Source organism: Pseudomonas sp. SYWMCR5 (assembly GCF_057197165.1).
This window is the reverse complement of sequence record NZ_JBXUNH010000002.1, coordinates 970,922-983,196: the sequence shown is the minus strand read 5'-3', so window position 1 is coordinate 983,196 and position 12,275 is coordinate 970,922. Positions and strand designations below refer to the sequence as shown.

At 63.5% G+C, this 12,275-nt stretch carries 15 protein-coding genes and 1 pseudogene; 7 read left to right on the top strand and 9 right to left on the bottom strand.

Going from position 1 to position 12,275, the window contains the following annotated elements; translation table 11 throughout:
* The first annotated feature begins 37 nt into the window (after positions 1-37).
* From AC2CGW_RS10210 to AC2CGW_RS10185, 6 genes and pseudogenes are all read left to right on the top strand, one after another.
* Complete coding sequence (locus tag AC2CGW_RS10210) at positions 38-1,021, top strand: DUF1852 domain-containing protein (protein ID WP_484573992.1); 984 nt, start codon at positions 38-40, stop codon at positions 1,019-1,021.
* 26 nt (positions 1,022-1,047) lie between these two features.
* On the top strand, positions 1,048-2,076 hold the full coding sequence (locus AC2CGW_RS10205; RefSeq protein WP_411384237.1) for a methionine synthase: 1,029 nt from the start codon (positions 1,048-1,050) through the stop codon (positions 2,074-2,076).
* A 12-nt stretch (positions 2,077-2,088) separates the two neighbouring features.
* Positions 2,089-2,589 carry a flavin reductase family protein gene (locus AC2CGW_RS10200; protein ID WP_484573991.1) on the top strand — a complete coding sequence of 167 codons (501 nt, stop codon included), beginning with the start codon at positions 2,089-2,091 and terminating at the stop codon, positions 2,587-2,589.
* 44 nt (positions 2,590-2,633) lie between these two features.
* Positions 2,634-2,756, top strand: a pseudogene (locus tag AC2CGW_RS10195) (LysR family transcriptional regulator); the annotation flags it as partial.
* 160 nt (positions 2,757-2,916) lie between these two features.
* Complete coding sequence (locus AC2CGW_RS10190) at positions 2,917-3,468, top strand: GNAT family N-acetyltransferase (protein WP_484573990.1); 552 nt, start codon at positions 2,917-2,919, stop codon at positions 3,466-3,468.
* A 64-nt stretch (positions 3,469-3,532) separates the two neighbouring features.
* Positions 3,533-4,066, top strand: coding sequence for a P-loop NTPase family protein (locus tag AC2CGW_RS10185; protein WP_186669679.1), 534 nt, complete (start codon positions 3,533-3,535; stop codon positions 4,064-4,066).
* Here the strand turns inward: AC2CGW_RS10185 and AC2CGW_RS10180 are convergent.
* On the bottom strand, positions 4,060-4,794 hold the full coding sequence (locus tag AC2CGW_RS10180) for an SDR family oxidoreductase (RefSeq protein ID WP_186722120.1): 735 nt from the start codon (positions 4,792-4,794) through the stop codon (positions 4,060-4,062). The genes AC2CGW_RS10185 and AC2CGW_RS10180 overlap by 7 nt on opposite strands.
* A gap of 334 nt (positions 4,795-5,128) precedes the next feature.
* Here AC2CGW_RS10180 and AC2CGW_RS10175 point away from each other — a divergent pair, with 334 nt between their 5' ends.
* Positions 5,129-6,046, top strand: coding sequence for an AraC family transcriptional regulator (locus AC2CGW_RS10175; protein WP_484573989.1), 918 nt, complete (start codon positions 5,129-5,131; stop codon positions 6,044-6,046).
* 100 nt (positions 6,047-6,146) lie between these two features.
* Here AC2CGW_RS10175 and AC2CGW_RS10170 read toward each other — a convergent pair whose 3' ends face one another.
* The 8 genes from AC2CGW_RS10170 to AC2CGW_RS10135 are packed head-to-tail and all read right to left on the bottom strand — an operon-like array spanning position 6,147 to position 12,228.
* Positions 6,147-7,049: a metal ABC transporter solute-binding protein, Zn/Mn family gene (locus AC2CGW_RS10170; protein WP_484573988.1), complete on the bottom strand. Its 903-nt coding sequence runs from the start codon at positions 7,047-7,049 to the stop codon at positions 6,147-6,149.
* Positions 7,046-7,945 (bottom strand): metal ABC transporter permease, encoded by a 900-nt coding sequence (locus AC2CGW_RS10165; protein WP_186711106.1) that lies wholly within the window; start codon positions 7,943-7,945, stop codon positions 7,046-7,048. The genes AC2CGW_RS10170 and AC2CGW_RS10165 overlap by 4 nt, the downstream gene beginning before the upstream one ends.
* The gene (locus AC2CGW_RS10160) at positions 7,945-8,691 is read right to left on the bottom strand and encodes a metal ABC transporter ATP-binding protein (protein ID WP_186669673.1); all 747 of its coding nucleotides are present in this window, start codon (positions 8,689-8,691) and stop codon (positions 7,945-7,947) included. The genes AC2CGW_RS10165 and AC2CGW_RS10160 overlap by 1 nt, the downstream gene beginning before the upstream one ends.
* Entirely contained in the window at positions 8,688-9,590 is a 903-nt protein-coding gene (locus tag AC2CGW_RS10155; RefSeq protein ID WP_484573987.1) for a metal ABC transporter substrate-binding protein, read from the bottom strand. The genes AC2CGW_RS10160 and AC2CGW_RS10155 overlap by 4 nt, the downstream gene beginning before the upstream one ends.
* Positions 9,591-9,606: 16 nt before the next feature.
* Positions 9,607-10,176 (bottom strand): DUF6162 family protein, encoded by a 570-nt coding sequence (locus AC2CGW_RS10150; protein ID WP_484573986.1) that lies wholly within the window; start codon positions 10,174-10,176, stop codon positions 9,607-9,609.
* On the bottom strand, positions 10,173-10,493 hold the full coding sequence (locus AC2CGW_RS10145; RefSeq protein WP_484573985.1) for a hypothetical protein: 321 nt from the start codon (positions 10,491-10,493) through the stop codon (positions 10,173-10,175). Before AC2CGW_RS10145 ends, AC2CGW_RS10150 begins: the two co-directional genes overlap by 4 nt.
* Positions 10,493-11,035, bottom strand: coding sequence for a hypothetical protein (locus tag AC2CGW_RS10140; RefSeq protein WP_054893235.1), 543 nt, complete (start codon positions 11,033-11,035; stop codon positions 10,493-10,495). Before AC2CGW_RS10140 ends, AC2CGW_RS10145 begins: the two co-directional genes overlap by 1 nt.
* Positions 11,032-12,228, bottom strand: coding sequence for a PepSY-associated TM helix domain-containing protein (locus AC2CGW_RS10135; RefSeq protein ID WP_112897992.1), 1,197 nt, complete (start codon positions 12,226-12,228; stop codon positions 11,032-11,034). The genes AC2CGW_RS10140 and AC2CGW_RS10135 overlap by 4 nt, the downstream gene beginning before the upstream one ends.
* Between the last annotated feature and the right edge of the window lie 47 nt (positions 12,229-12,275).

The following is a 12,275-nucleotide window of genomic DNA, read 5'->3' as shown; positions in this document are numbered from 1 at the left end:
TTCCAGGTTTACCTCAGGAATCAGGATTCAGATCACCATGGCCAAAGACTTCACTTTCGCGATCAAGCGGATTTGTTTCGATGAGCACTACCAGCCCTCGGACAACACCCGCATCACCACCAACTTCGCCAACCTGGCGAGGGGCGAGCAGCGCCAGGAAAACCTGCGCAATACCTTGCGGATGATCGACAACCGCTTCAATGCCCTGGCGCATTGGGACAACCCTGAAGGTGACCGTTACAAGGTCGAGCTCGAAATCATTTCCGTCGAGATGGACCTGGGGGCTGACAGCACTGCCAATGCGCTCCCGTTGATCGAGATTCTGAAAACCAACATCGTCGATCAGAAAACCAACGAGCGCATCGCCGGGATCGTAGGGAACAATTTTTCTTCCTACGTGCGTGATTACGACTTCAGCGTGCTGCTGCTGGAGCACAACAAGGGCAAGCCTGGCTTCGGCACCCCGGATGATTTCGGCGACCTGCATGGCAAGCTGTTCAAGTGCTTCCTGAATTCGCAGGCCTACAAGGCCAACTTCAGCAAGTTGCCGGTCATCTGCCTGAGCGTCTCCAGCAGCAGGACCTACCACCGCACGCAAAACCAGCACCCGGTACTGGGGTTCGAATACCGTCAGGATGAATACTCGTTGACGGATGAGTACTTCAGCAAGATGGGCTTGAAGGTCCGTTATTTCATGCCCGCGAACAGCGTCGCGCCCTTGGCGTTCTACTTTACGGGCGACCTGCTTGCCGACTACACCAATCTCGAGCTCATCAGCACCATCAGCACGATGGACACCTTCCAGAAGATCTACCGGCCGGAAATCTACAACGCGAACTCTGCGGCAGGGCAATCCTATCAGCCAAGCCTCAAGCACCAGGATTATTCGTTGACCCGAATCGTTTATGACCGCGAGGAACGCAGCCGCCTGGCGATCGAACAAGGGCGGTTTGCCGAGGAGCACTTCATCAAACCCTATCGGGCGGTTCTCGAGCAGTGGTCTGCTCAGTACGCAATCTGACTTATCGAATTCACAAGGCTTCCATCATGAAAAAACTGCTCCCTACCTCAACCGCCGGCAGCTTGCCCAAGCCTTCCTGGCTGGCGCAGCCCGAGACCCTCTGGTCGCCCTGGAAACTGCAGGACGAAGGGCTTGTCGAGGGCAAGCAGGATGCACTGCGTCTGGCGTTGCACGAACAGCAGCAGGCCGGTATCGACATCGTCAGCGACGGCGAGCAAACCCGCCAGCACTTCGTCACCACCTTTATCGAGCACCTCAGCGGCGTTGATTTCGAGAAGCGCGAAACCGTGCGGATCCGTGATCGCTACGATGCGAGCGTCCCGACGGTGGTGGGTGCAGTCGAGCGTCGCAAGCCTGTGTTCGTCGACGACGCCAGGTTCTTGCGCCAGCAAACCCGTCAACCCATCAAGTGGGCGCTGCCGGGTCCCATGACGATGATCGATACGCTGTACGACGCCCACTACAAGAGCCGCGAAAAGCTGGCGTGGGAATTTGCCAAGATCCTCAATCAGGAAGCCCGGGAGCTGGAGGCGGCGGGTGTCGACATCATTCAGTTCGACGAGCCTGCATTCAACGTCTTCTTCGACGAGGTGAACGATTGGGGCGTCGCCACCCTGGAACGGGCCATCGAAGGCCTCAAGTGTGAAACGGCGGTGCACATCTGCTACGGCTATGGCATCAAGGCCAACACCGACTGGAAAAAGACGCTGGGGTCGGAGTGGCGCCAGTATGAGCAGGCGTTCCCAAAGCTGCAGAAATCCTCTATCGATATCGTTTCGCTCGAATGCCACAACTCCCACGTGCCCATGGATCTGATCGAGCTCATCCGCGGCAAGAAAGTGATGGTCGGCGCCATCGATGTGGCCAATCACGCCATCGAGACTCCGGAAGAAGTCGCCAATACCCTGCGCAAGGCCCTGCAGTTCGTCGATGCCGACAAGCTTTATCCGTGCACCAACTGCGGCATGGCGCCACTGCCACGTCGCGTCGCGAGTGGCAAGCTCGAGGCGTTGGTCGCAGGTGCGGATATCGTTCGGCAAGAACTGTCGAACTAGGGTCTGTCTGTCATGGCGCAGCTTGGAACCGCCATCGAGCCTCTGCGTTTTCGCGAAGCGCTCGGGCATTACGCCTCCGGTATCACGGTGGTGACTTCGTTCATCGATGACCAGCCGATCGGCTTTACCTGCCAGTCGTTCTACAGCGTGTCGATGAGCCCGCCTCTGGTGTCGTTCAGCGTGATGTCGAACTCGGCCAGCTACCCGAGGATTCGCCAGGCCGGTCGATTTGCAGTCAACATCCTTTCGGATGAGCAGGTCGGTATTTCCAACCAGTTCGCGCGCCGTGGCACCGACAAGTGGCACGGCGTCGAATGGCAGTCGTCGCCTCTGGGGAATCCACTCATCGTCGGCAGCCTGCACTGGCTCGATTGCGAAATCCACGCCGAACATGCCGCAGGCGATCACCTGATCGTGATTGGGGAAGTGAAAGCGCTGAACCTGCAAGAGGCCGGGGCGACGCAGCCGTTGCTGTATTTCAAGGGACAATACTGCAACCTCGCGGCCGTTTGAGCGGTTCAGGTTTCGCTATTTTGCACAGGGTTGAAGTTCTGCCCATGATCGACTTGAGACACCTGCGCACCATCGACGCCCTGCGGGAAATGGACAGCCTGCACGACGCCGCCGAACGCCTGCACCTGACACAATCCGCGCTGTCGCACCAATTTCGCGAGTTGGATATTTCCTTTGCGACGCTGGAGGGGGTCAATGCCCTGTCGGGGAGCGTCATCTGAGACGGGCAGGTCGGCCCAGCGCCCCCGTTGGGCCGAGCGCTCGACACAGCCGGGGCAATCGCCGACCATCAAGTGCCCTGCACAAGGGTACTCAGGAGCGAATGCCATGGATTGCCTTGCGACGCTGTATACAGAACGCCTTGTTCTCACCCCTCTGCAATTGGAAGACGCGCCTGCGATCCAGCAGTTGTTTCCGCAGTGGGAGGTGGTCCGTTATCTCGATCGCCGCGTGCCATGGCCGTACCCGGAAGACGGCGCGTTGGTCTACGTGCGTGATATCGTCCTGCCAGCCATGGCCGCGGGCCGTGAATGGCATTGGATGATCCGCCTGTGCGGTGAAGACCCGCGCATCGTCGGCAGCATCAGCCTGTACGACGAACCCGGGAACAACCGGGGTTTCTGGCTTGCGCCGCAGTGGTGGGGGCAAGGCTACATGCGTGAAGCCTGCCGAGTGGTCAATGCCTATTGGTTCGAGACCTTGTCTCGCCCTGTCATGCAGGTGCCCAAGGCCGTTGCCAATCACGCCTCTCGAAAAGTCTCTGAGCATGAAGGGATGCGCCTGGTGGACACGCGCGACGGGCATTTTGTCTCCGGGCCGTTTGAGGTGGAGATATGGGAGATGACACGCCGTGAATGGCTCGCCCGTTCCTTGGGTTGACGCTGCTGGACATTTCCGTAGAATCGCGCGCCCTATTCAACATGCATGGCGAAAAGGAGCTTCGATGCAGCGGATCATGATTGTCGGCCAACCCGGCGCCGGGAAGAGCACATTGGCGCGCAAGTTAGGCGAATACACGGGGCTGCCGGTGGTGCATATCGACACCATCCACTGGCAGCCCGGCTGGGTCGAGCGCAGCCGGGACGAGAAGACACGCTTGTGCCATGAAGTGGAGGCGCGCGATCGCTGGATTTTCGAAGGCGGCCATTCAACCACCTGGAGCAATCGACTGGCTCGCGCCGATCTTCTGATCTGGATCGACCGGTCGGCGACGCTGCGATTCTGGCGGGTGCTGACCAGAGCGCTGCGTTATCGCGGACAGTCCCGTCCGGACCTGCCGCACAACTGCCCGGAGCGGCTGGCCAACTTGCCGGCGTTCTTCAGGTTCATGTGGCAGACCAAACGCTCGGCTCGAACGAAGATGGAGCAACTTGCGGCGAGCGCGCCGGTGGGTTGTCGGGTGGTCTGCCTGCGCTCCGATCGGGACACCAGCGCATTTCTCGCGAGCATGAAGCCGACGCCCAGGAGTGCTCAATAAGGACTGGCAGTCGGTCGCACCACAAGCTCGCTGACATCCACATCATCCGGCTGCTCGATGGCATAGACCAGCGCCCGGGCAATCGCGTCGGCCTCCAGCGCCACGCGTCGGAATGTTCTCATGGCCTCGCGGGCCGTGTCGTCGGTGATCGTGTCGGCCAGCTCCGATTCCACCACCCCAGGACACACCACCGTCACCCTGATCTTGTCGGTTTCCTGGCGAAGGCCATCGGAGATCGCCCGAACGGCGTACTTGGTCGCGCAATACACAGCAGCGGTGGGGGAGACCGAAAGCCCGCCGATCGACGAGATGTTGATGACCTGACCATGTCCTTGCGCCTCCATGCCTGGGAGCACCGCGGCGATGCCGTGCAGCACTCCGCGCACGTTGACGTCGAGCATCCGGTTCCATTCCTCGACTTTCAGTGAGTTCAGTGGCGACAGCGGCATTACCCCTGCGTTGTTGATGATCACATCGACCTTGCCGTACTGCGCCTTGGCAAACTCGACAAAGGCTTGCATGGAATCGAGGTCGGTCACGTCCAGTGCGCGGGCACTTGCCGAGCCGCCTTCGGCGCGGATTTCACTCACCAGCTGTTGCAGGCGATCGATACGGCGGGCGCCGAGTACCACGTGAGCACCCTTGGCGGCGATCAGCCTGGCGGCGGCTTCACCAATGCCGCTGCTGGCGCCGGTGATCAGCACGACTTTATCGTTGATGTTGGACATATGCATATCTCCTGTACATGAAGGTTCAGGCGTCTGCAGGGAAGGCAGACGTTGCTGCTGGGTACGCAGAAAAGACTAAGGTTGTGGGGCGGCACGATGCGTGCCGAAACCTGCGCGACCTTTGCCTATTCGTGTCGGTGATCCGCGCAGCCTCGTGCCACGCGCCGGAGCGGAAGGATCAGGCAACTCGACGACAGTTTCGACCTAACGCAGGTGTTTTTCGCGGGGGACAATGGGTGCCTGGCCCTGACGACGCCGCCAGGTAGCCCCCATGGTCTGCCGTCACACCAAGACCGTGATACAACGCCGAATTCCAACATGCGAGAGCCCTTGAATGGCGCAGAACGATGCTTTTCTCCTGCAAACCACTGCCTTGTACCGTGGCGAGCTCGTCCGCTCGCTGACCGAGCGCTTTACCGCGCCGGGCGTTTACGAAACTGCCATCGCGCCGCTGCACGTGATTCGAATGGATGCGCCGTCAGACATCATCCATACCGTGCACAAACCGGCGCTGTGCCTGATCGTGCAGGGGCAGAAAGAGGTGGGCCTGGGCGAGGATCGTTATCTGTACGACCCCCTCAACTACCTGGTGGTGTCGGTGACGCTACCGGTGTCTGGTCGGGTGCTGACAGCCAGCGCGCAGGCGCCTTACCTGTGCATCCGCCTGGACTTCGAGCCAACCGAGCTTGCCCAGGTGATCGCCGATGCGCCGCCCGCGGGCGTACCGGATGAGCCCGAGCGCGGGTTATTTCTCGAACAGATCGATGTGTCGCTGCTGGAAACCATGTTGCGCCTGGTGCGGTTGCTGGAGTCGCCACGGGATATCGGCATGCTCGCGCCATTGGCACTGCGTGAACTGCACTACCGTCTGCTGCGAGGCGTGCATGGGCGTCGGCTGTACGAGTTGGCCATGGGCGACTCGCAGACCCGGCGCGTGAGCAAGGCCATCGACTGGTTGAACAACCACTACACCCAGCCGCTGCGCATCGAGCAACTGGCGCGGATCGCCAATCTGGGCAGTTCGACCTTGCATCACCGTTTCAAGGCAGTCACCGCCATGAGCCCGTTGCAGTACCAGAAGCTATTGCGCCTGCAGGAGGCTCGGCGGCTGATGTTGGGGGAGGGGCTGGATGTGTCGAGCGCCTGTTATCGGGTCGGCTATGAAAGCCCGTCACAGTTCAGCCGCGAGTACAGCCGCCAGTTTGGGTGTGCGCCGTCTCGGGACATAAACCTGGCCCGGCGGCCATCATGAAGATGCCACTGCGGGCCGAGCAGCTGGTGCCAGTGCCTGGCCGTGGCTTGTACGAAGCGATCGCCGGTCCATGCTCTGATCTGCCGAAACAGGCGTTTCGTCATCCTTTGACCAATACGGCCACCACAGCGTCGACAGTATTCCTGAGCCCCGCCACCGTTTCCTCCGGATCGCTGTCGACCACCACCAACCTGGCGCCTGCCGCCTCGATCACCTTGAGCACCTGCGGCTCAGGCTGACGATGGTGCAGCACCAACGCCACATCCTGCGTCTTGAGGGTCTCTCCCAGCGCCTTCAGCGCCGCTTCATCCCACTTGCCATCTGCCGGCAGTGCCTGTGACACCACATCCAGGTTCAACCCGCTGACCAGATAGCCCAGACGTTCCGACAGGCTGACCACGCTGAGGTTATCGGCCTCGGCCAGGCGCGTCTGGCTGCTGGAGGTCAGCTCCAGCATCTGTCGCTTGAGCCCGGCAAGGTTGGCCTGGATCTTGTCCTTGTCAGCGGGGGACAAGCGCTCCAGGTCGTTGGCCACCACATCGGCCATGCGCCCGAGGTTGATCGGGTTCAACCAGGGATAGCTGGCGAATGCATTGTCGCCATCCACCGCGATGCCGGGCAGGGCGCCATCGACCGGGCGCGCGGCATCGATTTCGACGATGCGGATGTTGCTGCGCCGCGCCATGGGATAGAGCGGGTCGTCATGCCAGATCGAGCGCACGCCGATCACTGCCGTGGCCTGCTGAGCATCTTTGTGCAGGCTCGCACCGCCACGCCCCTCGAAGTACGACGGCTGGCGGCTGGCTGGAAGGTTGGCCGGTGCTGCGCGCTTGAGCTGCACCGAGGTGCCGTCGAGCAACGCGACAGCGAGGCTGTGGGTCACCGGCAGGGTGGTCAGCACTTGCGTGGCTGCGGCGCTGCTGGCGGGCTGTGCGGCCAGCACCAGGGTGGGCGCACCGGCCAGGACCAGGGCCAGGGTGAGGCGTTTGAGCGTGAGGTTCATGCCGGGTTTCCTTGCAGGCGTGGGACGAGGGCGCGGGCGAGGGCCGCGAGGGCGAAGCACATACCGGCTACCAGGATGATTGCAGCGCCGGAGGGCACGGGCAGGTCGAAGACGATCGGCAGCAGGATGCCGAGCAGGGTGCTGAGGGTGGCGATCAGCACCGAGGCGAAGAAGAAGCCCTTGAGCGACTGGCTGACCAGGCGCGCGGCGGCAGCGGGGATCACCAGCAGCGCACCGACCAGGATGGCGCCGATCACCTTCACCGAGGCCACGGTCACCAGGGTCACCAGCACCACGAACAGGTAGTCGAGGGTCTTCACCGCCACGCCGCGCACGGCCGCCAGTTGCGGGTTGAAGCTGGCGAGGATGATGCGGTTGTACAGCGGCAGGGCCAAGGCCAGCACCAGCACGGCAACGATGCCGAGCACCAGCAGGTCGTGAGGGCTGACGGTAAGTACCGAGCCGAACAGCACGTTCTCGAGGATGTGCACGTTGATCTTGCCGGCCAGCATCAGCAGCAGGCTGGCACCCAGGGCCAACGAGACGGAGAGGAACACGCCGATCAGGGTGTCCGGCGAAAGGCCCGTGCGGTTGCGCAGGAAGTTCAGCAGGATGCCGAACAGCAGGCAGTAGCCGAACAAGCTGCCGTAGGGCCCGGTATAGGGCTCGCCAAGCAGGATGCCGATGGCCACGCCCGTGAGTGCGGCGTGGCCGACGGCCTCGGAGAAGAACGCAAAGCGCTTGACCACGACCAGGGTGCCGAGCCCGCCCAGCACCGGGCCGATCATCAGGCCGGCGATCAGGGCGTTGATCACGAACCCATAGGCGAGGGCCTCGGGCAGGTAGCCAGCGGTGGCCCATTGCTGGACCAGTTGGCGGAAAGCTTCATAACTCATCAGGCAAGGCTCTCGCTGCGCGGGTGGACGGAGAACAGCCCGAGCAGGCGCTCCGGGGTCAGGGCCTGTGCGGGCGGGGCGTCGAACAGCAGCTTGCGGCTCAGCCCGGTGACGCGGTCGGCCAGGCGCAGTACCGCTTCAAGGTCGTGCTCGATCCACAGCACCGTGGTGCCGGCCTGGCGCCAGCCGTGCAGCAGTTGCTCGAACACCTGGATACCGGCTTCATCCAGCGCCGACATGGGTTCGTCCAGCACCAGCAGTTGCGGCTCGGGGATCAGCCCCTGGGCCAGCAGCACGCGCTGGCGCTCGCCACCGGACAACGCGCCCATGCGCCGCTTGCGCTTGTCGAGCATGCCGACCTTGGCCAGGGCAGCGTCGATGTCGGGTCGCACACGGCGCGACAGGCCGAGGAACGCCGGGCGCTGCTGGCACATGGCTGCCATGAAGTCGTCGACGGTCATCGGCAGGCCACGGTCGAACTCCAGCGCCTGCGGCACATAGCCGATCACCTCGCGCTCGGTGGGCCAGTGCAGGGTCAACTGGCCCTGGTGCGGCATCTGCCCGAGCAGGGTCTTGATCAGCGAGCTCTTGCCGCCACCGTTGGGGCCGACGATGGCATGCACGCTGCCGGCGGCAACGCTGAAGCTCACCTGCTCGAGGATGCGCGTGCGCCCAAGGGTGAGGTCGATGCCGGCGAAGTCGATGCGCGGGCCCTGGGCGCTGACCAGGTTGGCCGCGGCGGTCATGCGCGATTCTCCTGGATGGCCTTGACCACGGTCTCGAGGTTGCGCTTCATCTCCACCTCGTACTTGTCGGCGGTGTATTCGCCGTAGGAGATGTGGGTCAGCGGATAGATCTTCACCCCGGACTCGCGCTCGATGGTCTCGACGTAGGCGGACGGGAAGTCCATCTCCGAGAAGATCACCTTCACATCCAGGGCCTTGAGCTGGTCGATGGTTTTCTTCAACTGCGCCGGGCTCGGCTCGATGCCATGAGCCGGCTCGACCACTGCAGTGACTTCCAGCCCGAAGTCGCGCACCAGGTAGTCGTAGGCGGCGTGGATGGTCGCCACGCGAAACTCCGCGCCCGGTGCCTCGGTGACCTTGGCCAGGGCTTCGGCGCGCAGCGCGCGCAGGCGCTTGGCATAGGCGCGGGCGTTCAGGGTGTAGAACTTGGCGTTGTCCGGGTCGAGCTTGCCCAGCTCGCGGGCAATGTTGTTGACCTGGGCGATGCTGGCGCTGATCGACAGGAAGGTGTGCGGGTTGACCACCTTGCCGGCGCCGCGCGCGGCGATGCCGGTGGCGGCCAGCAGCGGGACGTTCTGGTTGGACTCGATGGTCTTGATGGCGGGCTTTTCGCTGGCGGCGATCATGCGATCGGCGAAGTCGTCGTGGCCGATGCCGTTGAGCACGATCACGTCCAGGGTGCCGATGCGCTTGATGTCTTCGGCGCGCGGCTCGTAGGCATGCGGGTTGAAGCCTGCCGGAATCAGCGGCACCACTTCAGCCTTGTCGCCGACGATATTGCTCACGTAGCTGTAGTAGGGGTGCAGGGTGATGCCGATGCGCAGCGGTTTGCCGCTGTCGGCCAGGGCCAATGCCGGGAGCAGGCAGGCCAGGAGAAAGGCGAGGGCGGAGCGGAGCATGGCGCGGTCCTTGGGTTCAGTGACGGTGTTCGCGGGTGACCCCGGCGTCGTAGTGGCTGACGATTTCCTGCCAGCCGGCGGCGATCAGCGCGGCCTGGCCAAGATCGTCGGGGGCCCGGGTGCTGTGGTCGCGGCGCAGCCACACCTGGGCCGGTGCGGTGTCGGCCTGCGGCAGGATCAACAGGAAGCTGCCGGCAACGTCGGCGTCCTGGCTCGAGCCGAGGTAGGCGCCACTGGTCAGCCACTGCCACTGATGGCGGCCCCGGCTGGCACTGCTGGTGTCGTCGACGAAGGGCGGCAGCGCATCATCGGCCAGTGCCTGCACTGCGGGCGCCTGGCCGTTTTCCTGGCGCAGGGCGAGGATTTCCTCGGTGGCCACGTGCAGGTCGGTGTAGACGCCCTGTTCGGCGGCGTTGAGGTCGCGGCGAGCGTCGATCTGGTGGCTGGCGATAGGCTGTTCGTCGACCCGTTCACCACGCAGCCCGACCACGGTCGCGGCGAGGGCGGCGATCAGCACGGCGGCCAGCAGCACATAGAGGGTTTCGTGCCCGGCGCCGGCTGGGCGGATGACCTGGGCGCGGCTCATGGCGAGCCTATATCGGCATGGTCGACTTCCACCACGTGGCCGGGGCCGGCGTCGAACAGCACGTAGAACTCGCCGTCGGGGCGCTTGAAGGTGAGGGTCGAGTCGTCGCCAAGCTTGCCGCCGACCAGCACTTGCTCGTCGTAGCCGATCACATCCAGCGTCACGCCCGGCGCGCCGCTACCGTCGGAGAAGCCGCCGGTGCACTTGATCTGATCGCCCGCCACCGGTACGCAGTTGCACATCGGGTTGTGCGCCAATGCCGGCAGGGCGGTGAAGGTCAGCAGGGGCAGGGCAAGCCTGCGCAACAGGTGTTTCATCATTTGCCTCCTTGTTTCTCGAGCCAGGCGACAGTGGCCGGCGATGCCTTGGCCAGCGGTACGGATGCCTGGTGCATGCTGCCGTCCCAGCCTTCGATGGTGATCCAGATCTCGGCGTCTGGGCGGGTGCGGGGCGGGATCGGCAGCGAGGTGCTCATGCGGTAGGGCGAGCCGAAGAAGATCGAGCCGGCGGCGCGCAGGTTGCGCGGCTTGCCGATGCGCAGGTAGATGGCCTTGGCGCCTTCGGTGCAGGTTTGGCAGAGCGCGGCGTTGAACACCTTGAAGTGCCCGGCCGGGCCGTCCGCACGTGGGGCTTCGTCGCGCAGCTCGGCCAGGTCCAGGCGCCAGCGGTCGACCTGGATGTCCTTGACCACGTTGGCGCCCAGGCCGCTGTCACCGCGGAACAAGCTGGCATCGGCGAAGTACTTGGGCATGAAGCCCAGCGGGATGAGGATCAGCAGGATGTTGAAGTGGAAGCGCCATTTCAACCACCACTGCTTCAGGCCGCTGGGCGGCAGGGTCTGAGTCTGGGTCTGGCTCATGGCTGGGCCTCCACGGGGGTGTCTTCATGCCTGCGCACGCGCGCCGGGCGCTCGCTGCGCTTGAGCGCCGCGGCGGTGGCCTGGGCGGTGCGCTTGGTCCAGATCAGCAGGCCACTGAGCACCATCAGGGTGAGCACCAGGCCGAAGAAGAACCAGATCAGCTTGATCGGCAGGCCACCGAAGTCGCCGGTGTGCAGCGGGCGCATGGATTCGGTGACGAACTCCAGGGTCGAGCGATCGCCGAGCAGGAACTGGCTGTCGACGTTGCGGGTGTACGGGTTGACCTCGGCGGTCTGGAACATCAGCGGATACCAGCCTCGTCCGCCCATGCTGATATGGCTGTAGGCGGTGGCCGGCAGGGTGATGAAACTGATGTCCAGGCCCGGGATGGCCTCCTGGGCGATGCGGGCGGCCTCGTCCAGGTCGATGCGCGGCACCGGATTGCCGTCCGGGCTCTGTGGCACTTGTTCGCGGGCGATGACCGGCACGATCGGCTCGGTGGAAATGGTGACGTGGTTGTCGCCGAGAATGGCCTGGATCAGGAACCAGGTGCCGGTGATCGAAATCACCGCGATGAACCAGATCGACCACACCCCGGCCAGGCGGTGCAGGTCGCCCCAGAAGATCCGCGAGCCATGCTGGGTGCGCACGGGTTTGAAGAACCCGCGCCAGAATTTCTTGTACACCACAAGCCCTGTGACCAGCGAGGCGAGCATTGGCAGGCCGAGCAGCGACACCAGGTACCAGCCCCAGCTATAGCCGTTGGTGAACGGCACCAGCCACCAGCCGTGCAGGGCGCGGGTAAAGGCCTGGAAGTTGAAGTCGGGGGTCTTGCCCTGGATGGCGCCGGTATAGGGGTTGACGTAGAGCGTCGGTGACGTGCCGTCGGGATAGGTGACTGCGGCCTCGAGGGCGAAGTGCGAGCCGTCCGGCTGGCTGATGAAGCGCACCGCCATGTCCGGTTCGGCCTTGTTCAGCGCACTCAAGACCTGCTGGAAGCTCAGCCGCTCGGCGTTGTCGTCCGGTTGGCTGGCACGCACGTCGGGGTTCGCCAGCCAGACGATCTCCTGGCTGACCACCGCGAGCATGCCGGTGAAACAGACGATCAGGACAAAGAACCAGATCGGCAGGGCAAGCCAGCTGTGGACCAGGAACCACAGCTTGGACTTGGATTTTTTAGTTTGTCGGGCCATCAGTCGTTCTTCTGAGGAAAATTGCGGTCGAGTTTCATCTCAACCTT

Coding starts and splice junctions, on each gene's coding strand:
- AC2CGW_RS10210 (WP_484573992.1), top strand. CDS start 38: ATGGCCAAAGACTTCACTTTCGCGATCAAGCGGATTTGTTTCGATGAG.
- AC2CGW_RS10205 (WP_411384237.1), top strand. CDS start 1,048: ATGAAAAAACTGCTCCCTACCTCAACCGCCGGCAGCTTGCCCAAGCCT.
- AC2CGW_RS10200 (WP_484573991.1), top strand. CDS start 2,089: ATGGCGCAGCTTGGAACCGCCATCGAGCCTCTGCGTTTTCGCGAAGCG.
- AC2CGW_RS10190 (WP_484573990.1), top strand. CDS start 2,917: ATGGATTGCCTTGCGACGCTGTATACAGAACGCCTTGTTCTCACCCCT.
- AC2CGW_RS10185 (WP_186669679.1), top strand. CDS start 3,533: ATGCAGCGGATCATGATTGTCGGCCAACCCGGCGCCGGGAAGAGCACA.
- AC2CGW_RS10180 (WP_186722120.1), bottom strand. CDS start 4,794: ATGTCCAACATCAACGATAAAGTCGTGCTGATCACCGGCGCCAGCAGC.
- AC2CGW_RS10175 (WP_484573989.1), top strand. CDS start 5,129: ATGGCGCAGAACGATGCTTTTCTCCTGCAAACCACTGCCTTGTACCGT.
- AC2CGW_RS10170 (WP_484573988.1), bottom strand. CDS start 7,049: ATGAACCTCACGCTCAAACGCCTCACCCTGGCCCTGGTCCTGGCCGGT.
- AC2CGW_RS10165 (WP_186711106.1), bottom strand. CDS start 7,945: ATGAGTTATGAAGCTTTCCGCCAACTGGTCCAGCAATGGGCCACCGCT.
- AC2CGW_RS10160 (WP_186669673.1), bottom strand. CDS start 8,691: ATGACCGCCGCGGCCAACCTGGTCAGCGCCCAGGGCCCGCGCATCGAC.
- AC2CGW_RS10155 (WP_484573987.1), bottom strand. CDS start 9,590: ATGCTCCGCTCCGCCCTCGCCTTTCTCCTGGCCTGCCTGCTCCCGGCA.
- AC2CGW_RS10150 (WP_484573986.1), bottom strand. CDS start 10,176: ATGAGCCGCGCCCAGGTCATCCGCCCAGCCGGCGCCGGGCACGAAACC.
- AC2CGW_RS10145 (WP_484573985.1), bottom strand. CDS start 10,493: ATGAAACACCTGTTGCGCAGGCTTGCCCTGCCCCTGCTGACCTTCACC.
- AC2CGW_RS10140 (WP_054893235.1), bottom strand. CDS start 11,035: ATGAGCCAGACCCAGACTCAGACCCTGCCGCCCAGCGGCCTGAAGCAG.
- AC2CGW_RS10135 (WP_112897992.1), bottom strand. CDS start 12,228: ATGGCCCGACAAACTAAAAAATCCAAGTCCAAGCTGTGGTTCCTGGTC.